Source organism: Streptomyces sp. NPDC005931 (assembly GCF_042871235.1).
Taxonomy (GTDB): domain Bacteria; phylum Actinomycetota; class Actinomycetes; order Streptomycetales; family Streptomycetaceae; genus Streptomyces.
This window is the reverse complement of the sequence record NZ_JBIAIG010000001.1, coordinates 832,827-854,504: the sequence shown is the minus strand read 5'-3', so window position 1 is coordinate 854,504 and position 21,678 is coordinate 832,827. Positions and strand designations below refer to the sequence as shown.

Genomic DNA, 21,678 nt, shown 5'->3' with positions numbered 1-21,678 from the left:
GGGGGCCCCCGGGGCGGGGGGGGGGTTCGTTTGGGGGGCCGCCCCCCGCCCCCCCCGCCCCTGCCCCCCCCCCCCCCCCCCGGGGGGGGCGGGGGGGGGGCCCCGGGCTCCCCCCCCGGGGGGCCCCCCCACGGCTCGTCGGTCTTCGCCGGGGGGATCGCGGCGACCGAGGACGACGACCGCGCGCCCTCCGTACCGCTCATCTCTCCGGGGCTGAGAAGCGAACACCGTCCGTACGTTGTTCCAGAAGTGACGAGGTGTCAACTGTTACAGCACCTTGTGGCAACCGACGGGTCTACGCAACGTGCCGAAGATGAACGGGAGTTACGGTGAAAAGACTGACAAGGCCCAGAAACTGACCCTTTCCTGAGCCTCGTCGATCGTCACAACCTATGCTCCAGGGGGGACGCATGGGCCTCGAGCCCACCACAGGTCTCACCGTCTCGGTCGTCGTTCCGGTCTACAACACCGCCGACCACCTGGCGGAATGCCTGCAATCGATCGTCGGCCAGTCCATCGGCCTCGACCACCTCGAAGTCATCGGCGTGGACGACGGATCCACCGACGGGAGCGGACCGCTGCTCGACGAGTGGGCGCGACGTCACCCGGGACGGATCCGGGTCGTTCACCAGGAGAACTCCGGTGCGCCGGGGGGTCCGCGCAACCGGGGCATCGAGATGGCCCGCGGCGAGTTCCTGTTCTTCGCCGACCCCGACGACTACCTCGGCACCGAGGCGCTGGAGCGAATGGTGGCGGCCGCCCGCCGCGACGACTCCGACGTGGTGCTCGGGAAGATCCGGGGCGTGGGCCGCAAGGCCCCGGTCACACCGTTCCGGAAGAACGTGGAAGCCGGTGACGTCTTCACCACCAAGGCCGTCTGGACCCTCACCGCGCACAAGCTCTTCCGGCGCTCCCTCGTCGAGGAGCACGGGCTGCGCTTCGCCGAGGGGCTCAGGCTGGCCGAGGAGCAGGTGTTCGTGGTGCCGGCGTACCTGCTGGCCCGGTCGATCTCCGTCGTGGCCGACTACGACTGCTACCACCTGGTCCGCCGGGACGGCGTCGCGCACCTGACGCAGCAGGCGCCCGACCCCGAACCGTTCTACGCGAACGTGCGCCGGGTGCTGGACGTGGTGGCCGAGCACGTCCCGCCCGGCCGCGGGCGCAACGACCTGCTGTACCGCTGGCTCACCCTGGAGGTGCTCGGCCGCTTCAACGCCCCCTTCGCCGAACTGCCGGAAGGGACGCGGGCGCTGCACGTGAAGCTCGCCGGCGAACTGCTGCGTGCCTACTTCCCGCCGGACCTGGTGGCCTCGTTGCCCGCGCTCGCCCGGCTGCGCTGCCTGCTGATCTCCGAGGGGCTCGTGGAGGAACTCACGGCCCTCAGCACCCTCGTGCCCAGGCCTGCCGCCCAGCCGGCCAAGACGCAGTCCCAGGCTCCGTCCCCGTCCCCGCCGCCCACCCAGGAGAAGCAGACGCGGACCCGACCGGCCAGGGCCACCCCACGGCTGCGCGGCCGGGTCCGCAGGTGGCTGTCGCGCTGACCTCCGCAGCAGGGAGAAGGGCCCGGCCGGGGCGATCGCCCCGGCCGGGCCCTCAGCGGTTCGGGTGCCTCCCGGCCGCCCGAGGCGCTCAGACCTCCTTGGCCTGCTCCAGCATCCGGTCCACGACCCGCCGGGACGCGTGGCCGTCGTCCAGGTCGCAGAACAGGTGGTGGAACCGCTCGAACCGCTCCTGGTACTCGGCCGACACCTCGTCGATGTCGCGGATCGCCGTCACCAGCTCCTCGGAGGTGGCGATCAGCGGTCCGGGCGAGTCCTTCTCGAAGTCGAAGTAGAAGCCGCGCAGCGTGTCCCGGTAGTGCTCCAGGTCGTACGTGAAGAACAGCATGGGACGCCCCAGGTGGGCGTAGTCGAACATCACGGACGAGTAGTCCGTGATCATCATGTCCGCGGCCAGGTACAGGTCGGCGATGTCCGGGTACTCCGAGACGTCCCACACGAAGCCGTTGCCGGCGCCGGGCACGGCGTCGACGACGTTGGAGTGGCGGCGGATCAGCAGCACGTGGTCCTCGCCGAGCCGGCGACGGGCGTCCTCGAGGTCGATCCGCAGGTCGAACAGGTACTGACCGGCGCTGTGCGACTGGTCGTCCCGCCAGGTCGGCGCGTACAGCACGACCTTCTTGCCGCTCGGGATGCCGAGCGTCTCCCGCACCTTCTCCGCGATCTTGTCGCGGTCGGGCGAGTAGAGGTAGTCGTTGCGCGGGTAACCGGCCTCGAGGATCTCCCCGTCGTAGGAGAAGGCACGCTTCAGGATCGGCGTGGAGAACCGGTTGGAGGAGACGAGCAGACTCCAGTTCTTGGCCTCGAGCGCCAGGCGGTTCTGGTACTCGCGGTCGAAGTAGAGCGTCTCGATGTCGTGGCCGATCTTCTTCAGCATCGTGCCGTGCCAGGTCTGCACGATGACCTGACCGGGCCGGCGCTCCACCCACTCGGGCAGGTGCCCGTTGGTGACGATGTAGCGGGAGGTGGCCAGGGCCTCGAACCACTCGCGACCCCACATGCGCACCTTCTCCGCGGTGGGCGGCAGGACCACCTGGCCGTCGCGCACGGCCCACAGGAACTTCATGTCGCTGCCGCGGCGCAGCAGTTCCTCGTGCATGGCGCGCGGGCTGTCGGAGTACTGCTTGCCGTTGTAGCTGAGGAAGAACACCTGGTCGCGCAGCGGCTCCTGGCGGCCGGGCTGGTACACCTCGCGGCGCAGCTGGAGCTGGCGGTACGGGCCGCGCTCCAGGTCGCTGAGCTCGGAGCGGCAGTTGAGCTGCGGGAAGCCGCCCCAGCGGTTCTCGAACCAGTAACGGCGACCGCTCAGCTCGGTGTGCAGCGGGAACTGCCCCAGGGCGAGCCGGTCGATGACGAACGGGGCGTCCGGCACCTGGGCGTCCGATGAGCGCAGCAGCAGGTTCCAGCGGCCCGCCTTCAGCGGCACCTGGCCGGAGCCGCCCATCACGGACGGGTCGAAGGCCGCGGTGAACGTGCCGTCCTCGGACCAGTCGGCGGCCGCCTTGCGCTCGTCGAAGCGGTTGGTCGCCTTCAGCACGAGGTCCGATCCGTCGAGTTCGCGGCTGCCGCGCCCGCGGACCACGATCTGCCCGCCCTCCAGGCCGATCCCGGTGATCACCGCGCGGCGCGTCCGGCCGATGATCTTCAGATAGCCGTTGTGGCCGGATATCAGGGCGATCTCCCGGTGGGCGCCCGCCTCGCCGAAGGAGGCCGGCAGGTCGAAGGAGAGGTCCTCCAGGCCCTCCCGGACCACACTGCTGAACTGGCGCTCCTCGCCGTCCGCGGAGACGGCCAGCAGGGCCGTGCTCCACTGGCGGCGGTCGGGCTGGGCCTTGTCGTCGACGGACTCGGCGTGCAGCAGCGCCACGTCCTCCAGCGGCACCCTGGTGCGGAACGTGGTCCCGCCGGCCTGCTGAGCCACCTCGACGGGGTACTTGCGCACCTCACCGCTCTTGGCGTGGCTCAGGCGGAACGACAGGGTCTCCCCGGGCTTCAGCGGAACCCGGATGTCACCGCTGACCTCGATCGCGTCACCGTCCAGGCGGCGGTCGGTGATCAGGGCGCGCACCTTCTCGATGCGCAGCTTCAGCGCGCTGCGCTCCACGGTGGGCAGCAGCCGGAAGTCCTCGTCGAGCCACTGGTACGGAGGGTAGTTCGCGGCCGAGCCGCCGCGGGTCCACACGCCGCTGCGCCGTACCAGGCCGGAGGCGTAGACATTGATGCCGACGTGCCAGAGGCCCTCCTGCCAGGTGCCGCCCTTGCGGAGCTTGGCGGGGTCGAACGCCAGCTCCCAGCCCGCCCAGTCGTAGTTGTACCGCTGCTGACCGGAGTCGGTGGTGCACTCCGGACGGTGGACGTTCTTGGCCGGCAGGAACATACGGCGGCGGGAACCGTGCCGCTTGAGCTGGACGATCTTGACGCTGCTGCGCCTGGTGGAGACGTCGATCTTGTCGATGTAGGCGTCGCCGGACAGCACCAGCTTGCCGTCCTGCCAGACCACCGAGCGCAGCGGGGCGCGCAGGTCCAGGTCGCCGTCGATGCGCAGGGCGGCCTTGGGGAGCTCGAAGCCGCTCTCCTCCAGCGTGCGGAAGCTCGCGTACTTGCGGAACGTCCCGGAGACCTCGATCGGCTCCTTGCGGCGCTGGGAGGCCAGCAGGGCGATCAGCTCCGGCATGGCGTGCTTGCGCACCAGCAGCCACTGGACCCGCAGGTCCGTCGGCAGCGCCATGACGATCTTCGGGTCGATCATGTCGAGGTAGCGGTTGGCGGCCTCGAGGAACGCCTCGTGGAACTCCGCCGTCGCGTCCGGCAGCACCCGCAGGAACAGACGCAGGTCGTCGCGGAGCACGCGGTCGTCGTACTGGCGCTTGTACTCGGCGAACTCCGCGCCCGGCTGCTGCGCGAGGTAGTCGCTGACCATGCTCACCGCGGTCACACGGTCCCGGATGGCCTGCGGCTCCTTGCGACGCTGGGTGATCGACGGCGCCGACTCGCCCTCGCGCAGCCGCCAGAAGTACGTCGGTTCGCCGATGATGTCGACGGCCTCGGCCCGGTAGTGCGCGGGCAGGACGACGGGGATGTCCTCGTGCAGGATCCCCTCGGGGAAGACGAAGCCCTCCTTCTCCCAGAAGGTGCGCCGGAAGATCTTGTTGCAGGCGATGCGGTCGGCGATCAGCTTCGGGTACCTGGAGATGTGGGTCCCCTTGCGCGCCTCGCCGGCGAGCATCTTCAGCAGCGGCACCTGCCACGACTTCTCGCCCTTGAGGTGGAAGACGTTGCCGGTGGCGAAGTCCGAGCCGGACTCGTCCAGGCTGGCGATCATCAGCCGGTAGGCGTCCGGCGGGATCACGTCGTCACTGTCGACGAAGGTGAGGAACTCCGCCTCGGCCGACATGTGGGCGATGCCGGTGTTGCGGGCCGCTCCGAGTCCGGCGTTCTCCTTGCGGATGAGCTTGAAGCGCGGGTCGCGGCTCTCGTAGGCCGCGGCTATGGAGGCGGAGTCGTCGGGGGAGCCGTCGTCGACCATCAGGACTTCGATGTCCTTGAACGTCTGCGCGGCGAGCGAGTCCAGACACGCGGGCAGATAACGCTCGACGTTGTAGATGGGGACGATGACACTGAGCCGAGGGGCCATGGCTTTTCGGTCTCCTTCCGGGGGTCAGGCCCGCTCGACCGGTTCGAGCGCCTGGTCGGGGGTCGGTGCGTGGGATCGTTCGGTGAACGGGAGGAACGGCAGCGGGTTCTCCTCGCCGAGGAAGACGCGTCGCACCACTCGTTCGGCTGCGCGCCCGTCGTCGAACTCGCAGAACCGGCGCCGGAACGCGGCACGGCGCTCGGCGGCGTCCGCTCCGCGGTACTCCTGCGAGCCGAGCAGCTGGATCAGGGCGGCCTGCGAGGTGGCGACCGCACCGGGCGGCTCCTGGAGCAGGTTGAAGTACGTGCCGCGGACCGCGGAGTAGATGTCCCAGTCCGGGGCGTAGATGATGATCGGCCGGTCCAGGACCGCGTAGTCGAACATCGCCGACGAGTAGTCCGTGATGAGCGCGTCCGCGGCCAGGTAGAGCTCCTCCACCCGGGGATGCGCCGAGACGTCGACGATCCGGCCGCTGCGGCGCAGCTCGGCCACGTGCGGGGAGGTGCCGTAGAAGTAGTGCCCGCGCACCATCAGCGTGACGTCGGGGCCCAGTTCCTCGGCGAGCCGCGCGAGGTCCAGGCTCGGGGTGAACCCGGGCTGGTACTCGCGGTGGGTGGGCATGTACAGGAACGCCTTGCCGCCGTCGGCGAGGCCCAGCGCCGCGCGTGCCCGGCGGACGTCCGTGGCCGTGGCGTTCACCAGGATGTCGTTGCGCGGGTAGCCGGTCTCCAGGGACACGTACGAGCAGGGGTAGACCCGCTCCCACACGGCGGTGGAGAAGCGGTTGGAGCTGAGGCTGAAGTCCCAGCGGTCGCACCGCTCGAGGAGCTTCTCGAAGTCCATGTGCGTGGAGGCCGGGTACTTCTGCTGGTCCAGGCCCATGGTCTTCAGCGGGGTGCCGTGGTGGGTCTGGAGGTGCACCTGGCCCTCCCGCTTCACCACGGCGTCCGCGAAGTTCACGTTGTTCACGAGGTACTTGGCCCGGGCGAGGGCCGCCCAGTACTCGCGCGAACCGACAGGGACGTACTCCACCCCCTCGGGCACCTGGTCCACCGCGTCCGGCCGGATGGCCCACACCCGGCGCATGTGCGGGGCGAGCCGGGCGAGTTCGGCGTCGACGGCCGCGGGGTTGCAGGAGACGCTGCGGCTCCAGTAGGCGGAGAACAGCGCGAGGTTCTCGTCGAGGGGGAGCCGCAGCTGCGACTGGTAGAAGACGCCCATCGCGCTGCGCTTGGACCGGCCGATCGCGGTCCGGGCGCGGTTGGTGACCGAACGCCTGAGCTTCACGGCCGCGGTGGCGCTCACCATGGCCGCGTAGGCGTCCCGCTCCAGCATCGCGTACTTGTGGCCCCGGCCGCCGGGCGGCCGCTGGAAGCCCTCCGGACGACGGGCGCGGTAGTCGGCGGCGGCGCGGTGGAAGAACTCCGCGCGGGCGTTCTGCGGCAGCCGGCCCGGGTTTTCGAGCACGGTCAGGTAGTGGTCGACCATCTTGCGGAACAGCGGGCCGCGCCACCGCCCGAGCTCCTCGTGCGCGTCGAGGAAGTCGAAGACGCGGCCGTACTGGTCGAAGACGTCGAAGTGCTTGCGGCTGACGGTCTTGAGGATGTTGCCGCCCTCACGCCGCTGGCGGTAGTACACGCACACGCGGTCCAGCACCGCCATGCGCCCGGCGCTGATCATCGAGCAGAACGTCCAGGGGGCGTCCTCGTAGTACCCGGGCGGGAAGGTGAGCCCGGTGCGGGCGACGAAGTCGCGGCGGTAGGCCTTGTTCCAGACGATCTGGAGCAGGTGGAGCAGCTCCGGGCGGTCGGCGAGGGTGAAGACGTCCGGACCCTCCTGCTTCAGCAGGGCCGCACGCTGGTTGGGGCGGACCCGGCCGTCCCAGTAGGTGCGCGCGTAGTCGTAGACGAGTATCTCCGGATCCCCGGTGGCGTCGAGGCGCTCGGATATCGCCTCCAGCGCACCGTCGGACAGGGTGTCGTCACTGTCCAGGAACAGGACGTAGTCGCCCTGGACCTTCTCCAGTCCCGCGTTGCGCGCACGTCCCAGGCCCACATTCTCCGTGAGGTGAATCACATGAATGCGGGAGTCTCTTTCCGCGTATTGGTCGAGAATGGCACCCGAGCCATCCGGCGAGCAGTCGTCGACGGCGATGATCTCGAAGTCCGTGTAGTTCTGCCCGAGTATGGAGTCGAGGCACTCCGGCAGATAGCCCTGCACCTTGAACACAGGGACAACGAGAGAGAGTCTGGGCATCCTTACAACCTGTTCCGAGAACTGACCACGTGCGCACGGGGGTCGGTCTGTGCTCCGGGCGTCCGTGGGCCTGGAGTGCGTCGCCGCATCAGCGTAAAGGATTCACGTGAAGTTTCCGTGGGCAAGGTAGCGGGATGTCCGAAGACTGGCCAGTGTCGGAATCACCCGATTTCGTAAGGTTCTTGTTGCCCTTGTTCTCTCCCTCCTGAAGCGGGGGAACGGCGGCCCCGGCGGCAGGGGATTGGGTCGCTTTCTCCCTGATGCCCCATGTGTCGGATTCGATTTTCCGCGGCCCGCGGAAGAGTCTGCATGCAGTGACTACGACCTTGGAGGCATGAGGATGAGCTGGCTGGTCACGGGTGGAGCCGGATACATCGGCGCGCATGTGGTGCGGGCCCTGCGCGACGGCGGTGAGTCTGTGGTCGTCTACGACGATCTGTCCACCGGCAGCGCGGACCGGGTGCCGGACGGGGTGCCCCTCGTCGTCGGCAGCGTCCTGGACGGTGACCTGCTGGAGCAGGCGATTCGTGACCATGCTGTGACAGGTGTGGTGCACATCGCGGCCAAGAAGCAGGTCGGCGAATCCGTCGACCGGCCGCTGCACTACTACCGGGAGAACGTCACCGGAGTGCAGACCCTCCTGGAGGCCATGTCCGCGACCGGCGTCGACAAGGTCGTGTTCTCCTCCTCCGCGGCCGTCTACGGCATGCCGGACGTGGACCTCGTCACGGAGGACACGCCCTGCGCGCCCCTGAGCCCGTACGGGGAGACCAAGCTGGTCGGCGAGTGGCTGATCAAGGCGGCGGCCACCGCGTACGGCATCCGCGGCGCCTCGCTGCGCTACTTCAACGTGGCGGGAGCGGCGTCCCCCGAACTGTCCGACACGGGCGTCTTCAACCTCGTGCCGATGGTGTTCGAGCGGCTGGAGGCCGGGGAGGCGCCGCGGATCTTCGGCGACGACTACCCGACGCCCGACGGCACCTGCGTCCGCGACTACATCCACGTGCAGGACATCGCCTCCGCCCACCTGGCGGCGGCGCGGCGGCTCGACGAGGCCCCCCGGGGCACCGCCCTGACGCTCAACATCGGGCGTGGGGAGGGGAGTTCCGTGCGCGAGATGGTCGACCGCATCCTCAAGGTCACCGCCCACGAGGACCTCACCCCGGAGGTGACCGCCCGCCGCGCCGGCGACCCGGCCCGTGTCGTGGCCGCGGCGGACCGCATCCGCGAGGAACTGGGCTGGACGGCCCGGTACGGGCTGGACGAGATGATCGAGTCGGCCTGGCAGGGGTGGCGGCACCACCGCCCCTGACCCGGTGGGCCGTTCACCCCCGGCGGGGACGGGCCGCCCGCGCCGCCCGGAGCGGGTCCGCCCCGGTCCTCAGGCCGTCACCCTGGGCGGCCGTCCCTCCGCCGGAGGCACGGCCCGCGGCGCGCGGCCCGTGCGCTGCCCCGGCAGTTCGGCCGCCCGGCGCCCCGCCACCCGCGTCCGGTGCTCCGCGGCGGCCGCGCACAGCGCCCGTACCGCGGCGTCGAAGCGGGCCTGGGCCGACGGCTCGGCCGGGCCCAGAAGCCGCAGTTTCAGTTCGGCGCGGGCCTTGGCCCACGCGTCCTTCTCCGGACGACGGACCGACTCCAGCAGGGCCGGCACCCCGGTCGCGTCCGGTGACAGCACCGTCGCCGCCGCCACCGTCGGGAACGCCGCGCGGAACGCCTCTGGGGACAGGCCGCTGGTGTTCGCCACCGCGTACGGCTTTCCGCTCGCCAGGAAGTCGCTGATCACACTGGACACGTCGCTGATCAACAGGTCGGCGACGTCGAAGCAGCCGTACAGTGTCGGTCTGACGTCCGTGATCACCTGGTGCTCCCACTCCGGCAGCGACGCCCAGTACGCCTCCTCCCAGGCCGCCGTCACCCGCGCCACCGCCTCCGCCCGGCCCGGCTCCGGGGCGGACTGGAGCAGCATCCGCTCGACCTGGTCGGCGCCCGGACGCGACGAGGCCGCGGTCAGCCGCTCCAACTCCGCGGCCAGTGAAATCAGTTCGGGCGACGGTGCGGGACGCGGCCCGGACCGGTCCCGGTTCGCCGCGCGGATCAGCTCCCGGATGCGCCGGTCGGCGGCGCCCGCCCGCGGATCCACCGAGCCGGTCAGCGGATGCGGCTTGTAGAGCAGCCGCACCCCCGGGTCCGCGAGCAGCGCCCGCACCAAGCTCTCGCCGGCCGCGATCACCGAGGTGTTGCCCGGGTTGCCGTCCCAGCCCTCCCAGGTCGGCGCGTACAGCACGGTGGTCCACCGCCCGGCAGGTGGGCCCGCGTACGGGAGCACGGCGTCCAGTTGGGGCCGGCCGATCTCCACCACGTCCTTGTCCTCGACCCCGACCTCGGCCAGCGCGTACCGCTCCCGCGCCGCCGGACCGGCCACCCACACCTCGTCGTACGCCTTGGCGTACGGGTTGCACGACGACAGCTTGTCGCTCTCGCCGTGGTTGACGAAGGCGTGCCTGATCGTGGGGATGCGCAGCACCTGTGAGGTCTTGCCGGAGTTCGACGGGTGGACGAGCACCTGGAGCGAGGAGTGCTCCAGCCGCATCAGGGTGGACACCTTCGGCAGGCACACGACCGGGATGTCGGTCGCCGCGATCCTTGGCACCATGAACCGCTCCCGCAGCACGATCACCGGCCGCCCGCCGAGCTTCGCCAGCGGCTCCAGCCACATGTTGGCCTGGTACGCCGAGGAGATCCCGCCCGAGAAGTACAGGCCCACCGTCGGCCGGTAGCCGGCCAGCCAGGCGTCGAACCAGTCCAGCACCTCCTGCTCGCCCGCCGGCCGCCGCGACGGCAACAGCCGCAGCAGCAGCGCGCCGAGGCCGGTCAGCGCCGCGAGCAGCGACAGCGCGACGCCGGCCGCCGCGCACCGGGGCTCCTCCAGCGCCGCCGTGACCAGCAGCCCGGCCGTCGAGGGCAGGCCGAACACCAGCAGCCGGTGCCCCGGGCGGCGCAGCAGCACGGCCGGCGCGGGGGACAGACGCAGTGCCGAGGCGTCGATGTTCCGGGTCACCACGGGCAGCGTCCGGGTGCGGCGGACCAGCACCGAAACCGCCTGGATCGCGCAGTGCAGCGCGTAGAAGGCGAGCAGCCCGCCGACCAGCGGGGCGTACTGCGTCTCCCGGTCCTGCTCGCCGAGCCGCACGAGCCCCACCACCAGCAGCAGGTCCCGCAGCACATGGCGGACCGTGAGGTCCGCGTGCGACTTGGCGAACAGCGACAGCATCCCGGGCTGCCAGCGGTACAGCACGCCCTCGGCCACCAGGGACACGGCGGTCGCGGCGACCAGCAGCGGCACGTGCGGCCGCAGCGCCGCGACCGCCTGCGTGACGAAGGCGCCGGCGAGCACGGCGGTCACCAGCCCCTTCAGAAGGGTCTGCGGGCGGGGGATCGGTACGGGCACTGCGGTCACTCCAGGAGCGTCGGTTCGGAGCCGGTCGGCCGTACGGGTTAACGCGCGGCGACCTCCCAACGACACGCGCGTGTCCGCGTGGGGTCCGCGCGGGCCCCCGGGAAGACCCGCGCCGCTCCCGGCCGCGCTCTGTCGGAATCCCTGCCCACAGGCTGGACCGGTGCGCGTCACCGGGCCCGCTTCGCGTAGATTGCCAGGCGGGCGACCGCATCGGCGCGGAGCACGACGAGGCGAGGGGACGGGCGGCACAGTGGCTGGGGCAAGGCAGGCCGTGGGCGAGGCCCGCAGGATCGTCGTCAAGGTCGGGTCCTCGTCGCTGACCACCGCGTCCGGCGGTCTGGACGCCGACCGGGTGGACGCGCTCGTCGACGTCCTCGCCAAGGTGCGCAGCGGCGGGGAGAAGGAGATCGTCCTGGTCTCCTCGGGCGCCATCGCCGCCGGTCTCGCCCCGCTGGGGCTGCGCCGCCGCCCCAAGGACCTCGCCCGGCAGCAGGCCGCGGCCAGCGTCGGCCAGGGCCTGCTGGTGGCCCGCTACACCGCCTCCCTCGCCCGCTACGGCGTCCGGGTCGGCCAGGTGCTGCTCACCTCCGACGACATGAGCCGCCGCGCCCACCACCGCAACGCCTCGCGCACCCTCGACAAACTGCTCGCGATGGGCGCCCTGCCGGTCGTCAACGAGAACGACACGGTCGCCACCGACGAGATCCGCTTCGGCGACAACGACCGCCTCGCCGCCCTCGTCGCCCATCTGGTGCGCGCCGACCTGCTGGTGCTGCTCTCCGACGTGGACGGCGTCTACGACGGCGACCCGGGCCGGCCGGGGACCTCCCGGATAGCGGAGGTGCGCGGACCGCGGGACCTCGCCCACGTCGAGATCGGCAGCACCGGGAAGGCCGGCGTCGGCACCGGTGGCATGGTGACCAAGGTCGAGGCCGCCCGGATCGCGGCCGCCGCCGGCATCCCGGTGGTGCTGACCAGCGCCGTCCACGCGGCCGACGCCCTGACCGGCGGCGACACCGGCACCTACTTCCACCCCACCGGCAAGCGCTCCGCCGACCGGCTGCTGTGGCTCCAGCACGCCTCCACCCCGCAGGGCTCGCTCACCCTCGACGACGGGGCGGTGCGCGCGGTCGTCCTGGGCCGCAAGTCGCTGCTGCCTGCCGGGATCGCCGCCGTCGAGGGCGACTTCAGCGCGGGCGACCCGGTCGAGCTGCGGGACCGCGCGGGGCGGGCCGTGGCCCGCGGGCTGGTCAACTTCGACGCCAAGGAGATCCCGCGGCTGATCGGCCGCTCGACCCACGAGCTCGCCCGGGACCTCGGCCCGGCGTACGAACGCGAGGTCGTACACAGGGACGATCTGGTGGTCCTGCATCCGTAATGCTCCAAAACGTCCGCCCCCGGTGGTGGACGTTCCGCAAAACCGCCCCACGATCCCTCGCGGCCTGCTCAACTTTGTCCCGGAGACATCCCCGCCCGACCCCGGTCGGTCCGTGCGTGAAGGAGGCCGTCGTGAGACGAGTGCGCCCTGGGACGGCGTCCCGCGGTGGTGCCGGCTCCCGCGCGGCCGGCGAGGAACGCGCCCTGACCAGCGTCGCGACGGGTGACCGTTTCAAGGGTGGCGAACCCGTCGACACCCCCCGCCTGTGGCACGTCACCCTCAGCGTTTCCGGCCGGCGGGCCCCGATCACGGACGTGCGGCGCGCCCTGGAACAGCTCGCCCACGACCACCCCTTCCTGCTGACCAGCCGGTACGCCGAGGACCACGCGGAGATCCGCTACTGGGAGGAGGCCCGCGACCTGCACGACGCGGCCGCCGTGGCCCTGCGCCTGTGGGGCGAGCACCGGCAGACCGCGGGGCTGCCGCCCTGGGAGATCGTCGGCCTGGAGGTCATCGACCGGGCCACCTACCACCAGCGCGTCGCCGAGGGCTACGGCCCGCCGCCGGCCCGCCCGGTGGGCGTGCACCCCTTCTGAGTCCCGCCGGCCCCCGGGCCATCCGTTTTGAGCGTGTGTCTCGCGGTTTGGGATGACCGCCGACCGGGCCGCCCGGCCGCACTACCCTTCCCTCATGACCACGTTCTCGCCGTACGACTCGATGTCCCCGGTCGGCCAGGCCGCCTACCGGGCCAAGGCCGCCGCCGCCACCCTCGCCCCACTGCCGCGGGCCGCGAAGGACGACGCGCTGCTCGCCGTCGCGGACGCGCTCGAGGTCCGGGCGAGCGAGATCGTCGAGGCCAACGCCCAGGACGTGGCCAAGGCGCGCGAGGCCGGGCTCAGCGAGGGCATGATCGACCGGCTCACGCTCACGCCGGAACGGGTCCGCGCGATCGCCTCCGACGTGCGTGACGTCGCAGCGCTGCCCGACCCGATCGGCGAGGTGGTGCGCGGCTCCACGCTGCCCAACGGCATCGACCTGCGCCAGGTCCGGGTGCCGCTCGGCGTCGTCGGGATCATCTACGAGGGCCGGCCCAACGTCACCGTCGACGCCGCCGCCCTGTGCCTGAAGTCGGGCAACGCGGTCCTGCTGCGCGGCTCCTCCTCGGCGTACCGCTCGAACACCGCGCTGGTGCGCGTGCTGCGCGACGCCGTCGGCGGGGCGGGGCTGCCCGCCGACGCGATCCAGCTCGTCCCCGGCGAGAGCCGGGACAGCGTGCGCGAGCTGATGCGCGCCCGCGGCCTGGTCGACGTGCTCATCCCGCGCGGCGGCGCCTCCCTGATCAACACGGTCGTCCAGGAGTCGGTCGTCCCGGTCATCGAGACCGGCACCGGCAACTGCCACGTCTACGTCGACGCGGCGGCCGACCTCGACATGGCCGTCGAGATCCTGGTCAACTCCAAGGCCCAGCGGGTCGGCGTCTGCAACGCCGCCGAGACCCTCCTGGTCCACCAGGACATCGCGCCCGAGTTCCTGCCGCGTGCCCTGGACGCCCTCGCGGACGCCGGGGTGACCGTGCACGCCGACGAGCGCGTGATGGCGTACGCCAAGGACTCGAAGGCGACGGTCGTCGAGGCCACGGCGGAGGACTGGGAGACCGAGTACCTGTCGTACGACATCGCCGCCGCGGTGGTGGACTCGCTGGACAAGGCCGTCGAGCACATCCGGCTGTGGACCTCCGGCCACACCGAGGCCATCGTCACCACCTCGCAGCAGGCCGCCCGGCGGTTCACCCAATGGGTGGACTCGACCACGGTCGCCGTGAACGCCTCCACCCGGTTCACCGACGGCGGCCAGTTCGGCTTCGGTGCGGAGATCGGCATCTCCACGCAGAAGCTGCACGCCCGCGGCCCCATGGGCCTGCCGGAGCTGACCAGCACGAAGTACATCGTCACCGGCGACGGGCACGTGCGGCGCTGAGCCGCGGACGGCCGCTCGGGCGCCGCGAAGGCGTCTCGCAGCCGGATGAATTTCCATACCGTCTGCCCAAATTGACCCCCCGCGACTACTCTGGATCCTGTGCCGGAGGACGTGGGGGGTACGCCGTTCCCTGACGGCTGGGAGCCCGACGACGACCACGACCGCGGAGTGTCGGACGAAGAGTTCGCCTCCGTGGTCTTCGACGAGGACTTCGTACGGGCGGCCGTGGTGCACGAGCCGACCGCCGTCGAACGCCTCCTGGCCGCCGCGCAGGCGAGAGCCGAGGCCTCGGAGGCCGAGGCCCACCGCACGCACGCCAGAGGCGAGCGCTACGACGACGGGTACCGCCTCTACCGGAGGGACGGTGACTTCGACGACCCGGACGACGACCTCGACCTGCTCGAGGACGGTTACGGCTCCCCGGGCCCCTACGGCAGACAGGTCCGCTGGCACCGCCCGGTCGCCTGGGTGCTCGCCCTCGTGATGGGCATCGGCATGGTCGTGCTCGCCTTCTCGGCCGTCTACCGCGGTGCCTCCTCCAACCGCCAGGAGCAGGTACCGCCACCCGCCTCGACCGGCCTGGAGCAGGGTGGCGGGGCCGCCCCGTCGGCCTCCGCGGACTACTCCCAGCCGCCCGTGCCGGTCATCCCGCGAAGCCCCTGAGACCGGGTGTCAGCCCGGTGAGAACCTGTCAGAACTTGTCGGGCGGCGGGGCGTTTATGCGAGGGCCGTGGGACCTACCCTGAAGGTATGGGAGGGCCTTCGGACCCACCCGAGGGGACCCCTGAGGGAGCCCCCGGAGGTGGAGAGGACGAGTACAGGTCCGTCGTCTTCGACGAGTCCTTCGTCCGCGCTGCCCGCCTCCAGGAGTACTCCGCACAGGAGCGCATCACCGACCACGCACCCGCCGTACGCCGCCGTCCGCCCCGGCACCGGGGGCTGTCCCGGCAGGCGCTGGTACTGGTCGTCCTGATCGCCGTGGCCTTCGGCACCGCGATCTACATGGGCGTACGCCACCCGTACCAGACACCGGTCGCCAAGAGGCCCGCCGAGCCGCTGCGCATGACGGTCATCCCGCTCGCCCCGCGGGGCAAGGTGCCCGGCACCGCCGACCCGGAGCGGCTGTACGCGCACAGCCCGGCGGCGCAGTTCCGCAACGGCGCCGAGGGGATCCCGCTGCCGGCCTCCCGGCGCACCGCGCACTTCTCCGACGGGCAGGTCGTGACCGCGCTCGTCACCGCGAAGGACTACCTCGTGCGGTCCTCCCTCGATCCGGACGTGCTCACCGGCGGCGAGACGCGCTCGGTGCGGGTCCTGCTCAACCCCGACCAGCTCGAACAGTTCGACCAGAGCTTCGCCCGGCCCACCGCCGACGGGCGGCACGCGCCCACCGGCTGGCTGGTCCGCTTCGACCCCGCCCGCGCGGAACTCGCCGACCGCACGGTCCGCGTCCAGGGCACCCTCCAGGCCGCCGAGAGCGACTCCTCCACCCTCGAGGTCACCGCGGACCACACGTTCGTCTACGCGCTGCGCCCGGCCGGGGCGGGCCGGGACGCCGAGGCGTCGCTGTTCACCGTCCGGCGCGAGCTGACCTTCCGCTTCGACCGCGACGACCTGCGCCTGCACCAGACCCGGCTCGCCGCCTCCCACGCCCAGGCCGGCCCCCTGTCCTGCGCCGAGGACTCCGCCTCCCGGCTGCGTCCCCTCCTGGCCGGCCAGACCGCCGAGGACGCGGGTCCCGCGGGCACGGACCCCTACGCCACGGGCAGCGCCCCGGCCCTGTGCGGCTCCCTGGCACCGGGGGCGCAGCCGAGGGTGTGAGGCCCGCCGCAGGGGCGCAGTCGATGGTGTAGGACCCAGCGCAGGGCGCACGAAGGTGTGAGGCCCGGCGCTGGGGTGCAGACCATGGTGTGAGGCCCGGCGCAGGTGAAGCACCGCGCCCCCGGCCCCGGCGGGCGGCGAGGCCCCGGGGCCGGCGAGTACCGGCACCCGGCGCCGACGGCGGCTCAGTCGGCGTCGCGCGGGGGGCGGTCCTCGCCGGTGTCCGCCGACGTGCCCGGCTCGTCCGGCCGCGGCTGCGCCGACGACGTGAAGCCGCCGAAGCCGCGGCGCACCCGGTCGCCCAGATCGCCGGCGCCGCCCGCGAGGTCGCTGACCAGCTTCATCAGGGGGTCCTTGGAATCGCGCACGTCACTGGCGTAGCTGCTCGCCGACTGCCGCCATGACTCGCGCACGGAGGCGTCCCTGTCCTCCTCCCGGCGCGGGTAGTGGCCGTCCATGATCCGCTGGTAGTCCCGGGTGGCCGCCCACTTCCTGAGCTCGGCCGCCCGCACGGTGGTGAACGGGTGCGAGCGCGGCAGCACATTCAAGATCTTCAGCACGGAGTCGCGCAGATCGCCCCCCGCCTCGTACTCCTCGGCCTGCTCCAGGAACGCGTCCACGTTCATCTCGTGCAGGTGGTTGCCGCCGGCGATCTTCATCAGGCCGCGCATCGACGCCTGGAGGTCCTGGCCGACCAGCAGCCCGGCGCGGTCCGCGGACAGCTCCGACTTGCGGAACCACTCGCGCAGCGCGGTCACGATCGCCATGATCGCGACGTTGCCCAGCGGGATCCACGCGACCCGGACCGCCAGCGACGTCAGGAACAGCAGGACGGTCCGGTACACCGAGTGGCCGGACAGCGCGTGGCCGACCTCGTGCCCGACGACCGCCCGCATCTCCTCCTCGTCGAGCAGTTCCACCAGGCCCGTGGTGACCACGATGATCGGCTCGTCCAGGCCGATGCACATCGCGTTCGGGTTCGGGTCCTGGTTCACGTACATGGGCGGGACCTTCTTCAGGTCCAGGATGTAGCAGGCGTCGCGCAGCATGTCGTTCAGATGGGCGAACTGCCGGTCCGAGACCCGAACCGAGTCGGACAGGAACAGCAGCCGCAGGCTGCGCTCGGGCAGCAGTCCGCTCAGCGTCTTGAACACCGTGTCGAAGCCGCTCAGCCTGCGCAGCGCCACCAGCGCGGAACGGTCGGCCGGGTGTTCGTACGCGCGCGAGGAGATCCCGGGGAAACGCCTGCGCTGCCTGCTCGGCACGTTCTCGTGCCCGCTGTCGTGGTGGCCGTCGGACATGTGTCCCCCAAGTGCGTCTGTGTGGCCTGTGCGGCCCTTTGCTCCCCCGGGGCGAAGCCCAGCCTAGGCCGAGACACCGTGGACGGGCAGGAGGGGAAGTGCGGTCCCGATCGTGGGGAAGGACGACCCAGGACACCACGATGGTTGCCTGCCGCCCCGCAACCGCGGAGTCGGCGTGATCGCCGCGACCGCGCCCGCTTACGATGAGCCGACGTCTTTATCCCGCCCACACGCGATAGGTCCTGCCGAAGATGAGCTTCCACAGCACCGCTGCCCAGTTGGTCACCCTCGCCGCCGAGGGCGGAGAGCACGGCGGCAACCACGAGAGCCTCAACCCCTACGTCACCGGCGGCGGGGCCCTCCTCGTGCTGCTGCTCCTGCTGTGGATCACCACGCGCTTCAACCGCGACCGCTGAGCCCGCCGGAGACCGGCAGCCGGGGCGCTCCTGCCGGGCCGGTAGGGTCTGCACGCATGGGAGAGCAGGACATGCCTACCGGCCCGGTGAACGATCCGGCCGGGAACACGGCCCCGGGTACGGCCGAGGACGCCGCCGGGCGCACGGCGGGCGGCGACGCGCGCCGTCCGGCGCCCCGCAGGGCCGACGGCCCCGGCAGCGGGCCGGCCGGGCCGGGCAAGCGCCGCCTCGGCGTGATGGGCGGCACCTTCGACCCGATCCACCACGGTCACCTGGTGGCGGCCAGCGAGGTCGCCGCGCAGTTCCACCTCGACGAGGTGGTGTTCGTTCCCACCGGCCAGCCGTGGCAGAAGAGCCACCGCACGGTCTCCGCGGCCGAGGACCGCTATCTGATGACGGTCATCGCGACCGCCGAGAACCCGCAGTTCTCGGTGAGCCGTATCGACATCGACCGCGGCGGCCCCACCTACACCGTGGACACCCTGCGCGACCTGCGGGCGCTCAACCCCGACACGGACCTGTTCTTCATCACCGGCGCCGACGCCCTGGCCCAGATCCTCACCTGGCGCGACTCCGAGGAACTGTTCTCCCTCGCCCACTTCATCGGGGTGACCCGTCCCGGACATCATCTCAGCGACGCCGGTCTGCCCGAGGGCGGCGTGTCGCTCGTCGAGGTCCCGGCCCTCGCCATCTCCTCGACGGACTGCCGTGCGAGAGTCGCCAAGGGAGACCCCGTCTGGTATCTGGTGCCGGACGGAGTCGTGCGCTACATCGCCAAGCGTCAGCTGTACCGCGGCGAGTGAGCCGAGAGGGGCACCGGTGAACGACCGATACGACGCGGGCTACGGAGCCGACCCGTACGAACTCGTCGGCTACGACGAGTACGGCCGACCTGTCTACCGCCAGGTCCCGGCCCAGCAGGCGCCACAGCAGGCGTACGACCCCTACGCCCAGCAGCCCCAACAGGGACACGCGCCGCAACAGGGTCAGCAGGGACAGCAGGGTTACGGCTACGCCCCCTACGCCGCCGGCGGGCAGCAGCCCGCACAGCCCTACGACCCCTACGGGACCGCCCACCAGCCCCACGCCCCCGGCTACGGCTCCTACGACCCCTACGGCACCGGTACCCACCAGGCCGGCCCGGCGGCGGCCCCGTACGACCCCTACGGGCAGGGCGCGCCCGCCGGCACCGGAACGCACCGGGTCGCCGAGCAGGCCCCGCACATCCCGCAGCAGGCCGGCCCGGCCGTCGACGGCCCGGCTCCCGACCCGGAACCGGGACGGGACTACCGCACCGAGCAGTTCGCGTTCGTCGAGGAGCCCGACGACGACTCCGAGGACGTCATCGACTGGCTCAAGTTCACCGAGAACCGCACCGAGCGCCGCGAGGAGGCCCGGCGCCGGGCGCGCAGCCGGATCGTCGCCCTGGTGGTGGTCCTCGCCCTGGTCGCGGTCGGCGGCGTCGGCTACCTCTGGTACGCCGGGAAGCTCCCCGGCCTGTCCGACTCCGGCTCCGGCACGGGCACCACCGCGGCCGCGGGCGCACAGAAGCGCGACGTGATCGTGGTCCACCTGCACGACACCAAGAAGGGCGGCACCGCCACCGCCCTGCTCGTCGGCAACACCACCACCAAGCAGGGCACTACCGTCCTGCTGCCCAACTCCCTCGCCCTCACCGCCGAGGACGGCAGCACCACCACGCTCGCCAAGTCCGTCGAGGACGACGGCTCCGACGGCACCCGCACCGCGCTCGACTCTGTCCTCGGCACCGACATCGAAGGCACCTGGCGCCTGGACACCCCCTATCTTCAGAACCTCGTCGACCTCGTCGGCAACATCGACATCGACACCAACGCCGCCGTAGCCGACCCGGACGCCAAGAAGAAGGGCGAGGCCCCGCTGGTCAACAAGGGCGAGAACCAGACCCTCAGCGGCAAGATGGCCGTCGCCTACGCCACCCACCGTGCCCCCGGCGAGGCTCCGAACGCCCAGCTGGAGCGGTTCGGGCAGGTCATGCACGGGGTGCTGCGCAAGATGACCTCCGAGCCCGACGCCGCCACCACCACCATCCAGACGCTGGGTCAGATCATCGAGCCGCCCCTGACCGACAAGGACCTCGGCTCCTTCCTCGCCCGCCTCTCCGACCTCGCCAAGGGCGGCGACCACCGCACCGCCACCCTGCCCGTGCAGGAGGACGGCACGCTCACCGCGCAGGCGAGCGACAGCGTCGTCGAGGACGTCCTCGGCGGCACCGCGAAGAGCCCCGACAAGGACGCCGCCGTCAGCGTCTCCGTGCGCAACGCCACCGGAGTGAAGGACAACACCGAGAAGGCCCGCGTGGTGCTCCTCAACGGCGGCTTCACCTTCCGGGAGAGCGGCACCGCGGACGCCCGGGCGACCTCCAGGGTCCTGTACGCCGACGCCGCCGACAAGCAGAACGCCGTCGAGGTCGCCAAGACCCTGGGCCTGCCGGCCGGCTCCGTCGCCAGGGGCGAGGTCTTCGCGAACACCCGCGTCTCGGTCGTCCTCGGCCAGGACTACGACCCCGCGACGTAGCCGGGCCGCGGACCGGCCCACGGGCGCACCCCCGTGATCTCCAGGGGTGCGCCCCTCATCACGTGGGGTCCGCCCGGCGGTCCGTGAGACCCTTGGTGACGAGTGAGTGACCATCGTCCGCCGACCGAAAGCCTTGTAGTGACCGCAACCGACCGTTCCCTCGAGCTCGTCACCACCGCCGCCCAGGCGGCCGCCGACAAGCTCGCGCACGACATCGTCGCCTACGACGTCAGTGACGTGCTGTCCATCACCGACGCCTTCCTGCTGGCCTCCGCGCCCAACGACCGCCAGGTCAAGTCCATCGTCGACGAGATCGAGGAGCGGCTGAACAAGGAGCTCGGCGCCAAGCCGGTCCGCCGCGAGGGCGACCGCGAGGCCCGCTGGGTGCTGCTCGACTACGTCGACATCGTCGTCCACGTCCAGCACAGCGAGGAGCGGGTCTTCTACGCCCTGGAGCGACTGTGGAAGGACTGCCCCGAGCTGGAGCTGCCCGCCGACGCCCTGGCCACCCGCGGCAAGGCCGCGGAGCACGCCCGCATGCAGGAGGCCGAGGAGGCGACGGAGCCGGGCGGTGAGTGGCGGTGAGCGCCACCGGTGAGGTGGGCGGTCCCGGGCGCCGGGGCCGCCGCGTCATCCTGTGGCGGCACGGCCAGACGTCCTGGAACGTGGAGCGCCGCTTCCAGGGCTCCACGGACGTGGAGCTCACCGAGACCGGCGTGGCCCAGGCCCGCCGGTCCGCCCGTCTCCTCGCGGGCCTCAGGCCCGACGCGATCGTCGCCTCCGACCTCAAGCGGGCCGCCGACACCGCCGCCGAGCTGGCCGCGCTCACCGGCCTCGAGGTGACCCTCGACGAGGCGCTGCGGGAGACCTACGCGGGCGTCTGGCAGGGCCTGACGCACGACGAGATCATCGCCCGGCACGGCGAGGAGTACGCCGCGTGGAAGCGCGGTGAGCCGGTGCGCCGCGGTGGCGGCGAGCTGGAGACCGAGGTCGCCGACCGCGCCGCCCCGGTGGTGCTCCGGCACGTCGAGAAGCTTCCGGAGGACGGCACGCTGGTGGTGGTCAGCCACGGCGGCACCATCCGCACCACCATCGGCCGGCTGCTCGGCCTGGCGCCGCACAACTGGGAGAGCCTGGGCGGCCTCACCAACTGCTGCTGGTCCGTCCTCGGCGAGGGCCTGCGCGGCTGGCGGCTGCTCGAGCACAACGCCGGCACGCTGCCCGAGCCGGTGCTGGGCGACGACGACTGAGGGTCCCCCGGGGCGGCCCGGGGGACCGGATTTCACTTTCCGGCAGGTCGCAGGCTAAAGTTCTTCTTGTTCG

The 21,678-nt window shown here is 71.7% G+C and carries 15 protein-coding genes and 1 pseudogene; 12 read left to right on the top strand and 4 right to left on the bottom strand.

The genetic code is table 11. The features are described 5' to 3' along the window. Nucleotides 1–410 precede the first annotated feature (410 nt). A complete protein-coding gene (locus tag ACFYOV_RS03890; RefSeq protein WP_389082391.1) occupies nucleotides 411–1,541 on the top strand; it encodes a glycosyltransferase family 2 protein in 1,131 nt (376 codons plus the stop codon). Between the two features lie 88 nt (nucleotides 1,542–1,629). Here the strand turns inward: ACFYOV_RS03890 and ACFYOV_RS03885 are convergent, their stop codons facing one another. Both ACFYOV_RS03885 and ACFYOV_RS03880 read right to left on the bottom strand, forming a co-directional pair. Continuing rightward, on the bottom strand, nucleotides 1,630–5,193 hold the full coding sequence (locus ACFYOV_RS03885) for a CDP-glycerol glycerophosphotransferase family protein (RefSeq protein ID WP_389082389.1): 3,564 nt from the start codon (nucleotides 5,191–5,193) through the stop codon (nucleotides 1,630–1,632). A 24-nt stretch (nucleotides 5,194–5,217) separates the two neighbouring features. Next, the gene (locus tag ACFYOV_RS03880; protein WP_389082386.1) at nucleotides 5,218–7,449 is read right to left on the bottom strand and encodes a CDP-glycerol glycerophosphotransferase family protein; all 2,232 of its coding nucleotides are present in this window, start codon (nucleotides 7,447–7,449) and stop codon (nucleotides 5,218–5,220) included. 340 nt (nucleotides 7,450–7,789) lie between these two features. Between ACFYOV_RS03880 and galE the strand changes: the two genes are divergently transcribed. Beyond that, nucleotides 7,790–8,761, top strand: a complete 972-nt coding sequence (gene galE / locus ACFYOV_RS03875) for a UDP-glucose 4-epimerase GalE (protein WP_389082451.1) — start codon at nucleotides 7,790–7,792, stop codon at nucleotides 8,759–8,761. 69 nt (nucleotides 8,762–8,830) lie between these two features. On the opposite strand, the gene ACFYOV_RS03870 is transcribed toward galE, so the two are convergent. After that, nucleotides 8,831–10,906, bottom strand: a complete 2,076-nt coding sequence (locus ACFYOV_RS03870; RefSeq protein WP_389082384.1) for a hypothetical protein — start codon at nucleotides 10,904–10,906, stop codon at nucleotides 8,831–8,833. Between the two features lie 250 nt (nucleotides 10,907–11,156). Between ACFYOV_RS03870 and proB the strand changes: the two genes are divergently transcribed. From proB to ACFYOV_RS03845, 5 genes and pseudogenes are all read left to right on the top strand, one after another. Continuing rightward, a complete protein-coding gene (gene proB, locus ACFYOV_RS03865) occupies nucleotides 11,157–12,284 on the top strand; it encodes a glutamate 5-kinase (protein ID WP_389082381.1) in 1,128 nt (375 codons plus the stop codon). Nucleotides 12,285–12,415: 131 nt separating this feature from the next. Continuing rightward, nucleotides 12,416–12,880, top strand: a complete 465-nt coding sequence (locus ACFYOV_RS03860; protein WP_389082379.1) for a hypothetical protein — start codon at nucleotides 12,416–12,418, stop codon at nucleotides 12,878–12,880. Nucleotides 12,881–12,974: 94 nt separating this feature from the next. Next, on the top strand, nucleotides 12,975–14,261 hold the full coding sequence (locus ACFYOV_RS03855; protein WP_389082376.1) for a glutamate-5-semialdehyde dehydrogenase: 1,287 nt from the start codon (nucleotides 12,975–12,977) through the stop codon (nucleotides 14,259–14,261). A gap of 71 nt (nucleotides 14,262–14,332) precedes the next feature. Further along, nucleotides 14,333–14,924, top strand: a pseudogene (locus ACFYOV_RS03850) (hypothetical protein). Between the two features lie 87 nt (nucleotides 14,925–15,011). After that, nucleotides 15,012–16,082 (top strand): hypothetical protein, encoded by a 1,071-nt coding sequence (locus ACFYOV_RS03845; RefSeq protein WP_389082374.1) that lies wholly within the window; start codon nucleotides 15,012–15,014, stop codon nucleotides 16,080–16,082. A gap of 185 nt (nucleotides 16,083–16,267) precedes the next feature. Here ACFYOV_RS03845 and ACFYOV_RS03840 read toward each other — a convergent pair whose 3' ends face one another. After that, nucleotides 16,268–17,383: a M48 family metallopeptidase gene (locus ACFYOV_RS03840; RefSeq protein WP_389082371.1), complete on the bottom strand. Its 1,116-nt coding sequence runs from the start codon at nucleotides 17,381–17,383 to the stop codon at nucleotides 16,268–16,270. 251 nt (nucleotides 17,384–17,634) lie between these two features. Here ACFYOV_RS03840 and ACFYOV_RS03835 point away from each other — a divergent pair, with 251 nt between their 5' ends. The 5 genes from ACFYOV_RS03835 to ACFYOV_RS03815 all read left to right on the top strand — a co-directional run bounded on the left by ACFYOV_RS03835 (nucleotide 17,635) and on the right by ACFYOV_RS03815 (nucleotide 21,605). Beyond that, nucleotides 17,635–17,799, top strand: coding sequence for a hypothetical protein (locus ACFYOV_RS03835; protein WP_389082369.1), 165 nt, complete (start codon nucleotides 17,635–17,637; stop codon nucleotides 17,797–17,799). Between the two features lie 56 nt (nucleotides 17,800–17,855). Then, on the top strand, nucleotides 17,856–18,602 hold the full coding sequence (nadD, locus tag ACFYOV_RS03830; protein WP_389082366.1) for a nicotinate-nucleotide adenylyltransferase: 747 nt from the start codon (nucleotides 17,856–17,858) through the stop codon (nucleotides 18,600–18,602). Between the two features lie 16 nt (nucleotides 18,603–18,618). Next, nucleotides 18,619–20,355: an LCP family protein gene (locus tag ACFYOV_RS03825; protein WP_389082364.1), complete on the top strand. Its 1,737-nt coding sequence runs from the start codon at nucleotides 18,619–18,621 to the stop codon at nucleotides 20,353–20,355. 138 nt (nucleotides 20,356–20,493) lie between these two features. After that, nucleotides 20,494–20,940 carry a ribosome silencing factor gene (gene rsfS, locus ACFYOV_RS03820; RefSeq protein WP_389082362.1) on the top strand — a complete coding sequence of 149 codons (447 nt, stop codon included), beginning with the start codon at nucleotides 20,494–20,496 and terminating at the stop codon, nucleotides 20,938–20,940. Then, the gene (locus ACFYOV_RS03815) at nucleotides 20,931–21,605 is read left to right on the top strand and encodes a histidine phosphatase family protein (RefSeq protein ID WP_389082359.1); all 675 of its coding nucleotides are present in this window, start codon (nucleotides 20,931–20,933) and stop codon (nucleotides 21,603–21,605) included. Before rsfS ends, ACFYOV_RS03815 begins: the two co-directional genes overlap by 10 nt. The last annotated feature ends 73 nt before the right edge of the window (nucleotides 21,606–21,678 follow it).

Bases quoted from the DNA above. Each gene is read 5' to 3' on its own strand.
- ACFYOV_RS03890 (WP_389082391.1), top strand. From the start codon at position 411: ATGGGCCTCGAGCCCACCACAGGTCTCACCGTCTCGGTCGTCGTTCCG.
- ACFYOV_RS03885 (WP_389082389.1), bottom strand. From the start codon at position 5,193: ATGGCCCCTCGGCTCAGTGTCATCGTCCCCATCTACAACGTCGAGCGT.
- ACFYOV_RS03880 (WP_389082386.1), bottom strand. From the start codon at position 7,449: ATGCCCAGACTCTCTCTCGTTGTCCCTGTGTTCAAGGTGCAGGGCTAT.
- galE (WP_389082451.1), top strand. From the start codon at position 7,790: ATGAGCTGGCTGGTCACGGGTGGAGCCGGATACATCGGCGCGCATGTG.
- ACFYOV_RS03855 (WP_389082376.1), top strand. From the start codon at position 12,975: ATGACCACGTTCTCGCCGTACGACTCGATGTCCCCGGTCGGCCAGGCC.
- ACFYOV_RS03845 (WP_389082374.1), top strand. From the start codon at position 15,012: ATGGGAGGGCCTTCGGACCCACCCGAGGGGACCCCTGAGGGAGCCCCC.
- ACFYOV_RS03840 (WP_389082371.1), bottom strand. From the start codon at position 17,383: ATGTCCGACGGCCACCACGACAGCGGGCACGAGAACGTGCCGAGCAGG.
- ACFYOV_RS03835 (WP_389082369.1), top strand. From the start codon at position 17,635: ATGAGCTTCCACAGCACCGCTGCCCAGTTGGTCACCCTCGCCGCCGAG.
- nadD (WP_389082366.1), top strand. From the start codon at position 17,856: ATGGGAGAGCAGGACATGCCTACCGGCCCGGTGAACGATCCGGCCGGG.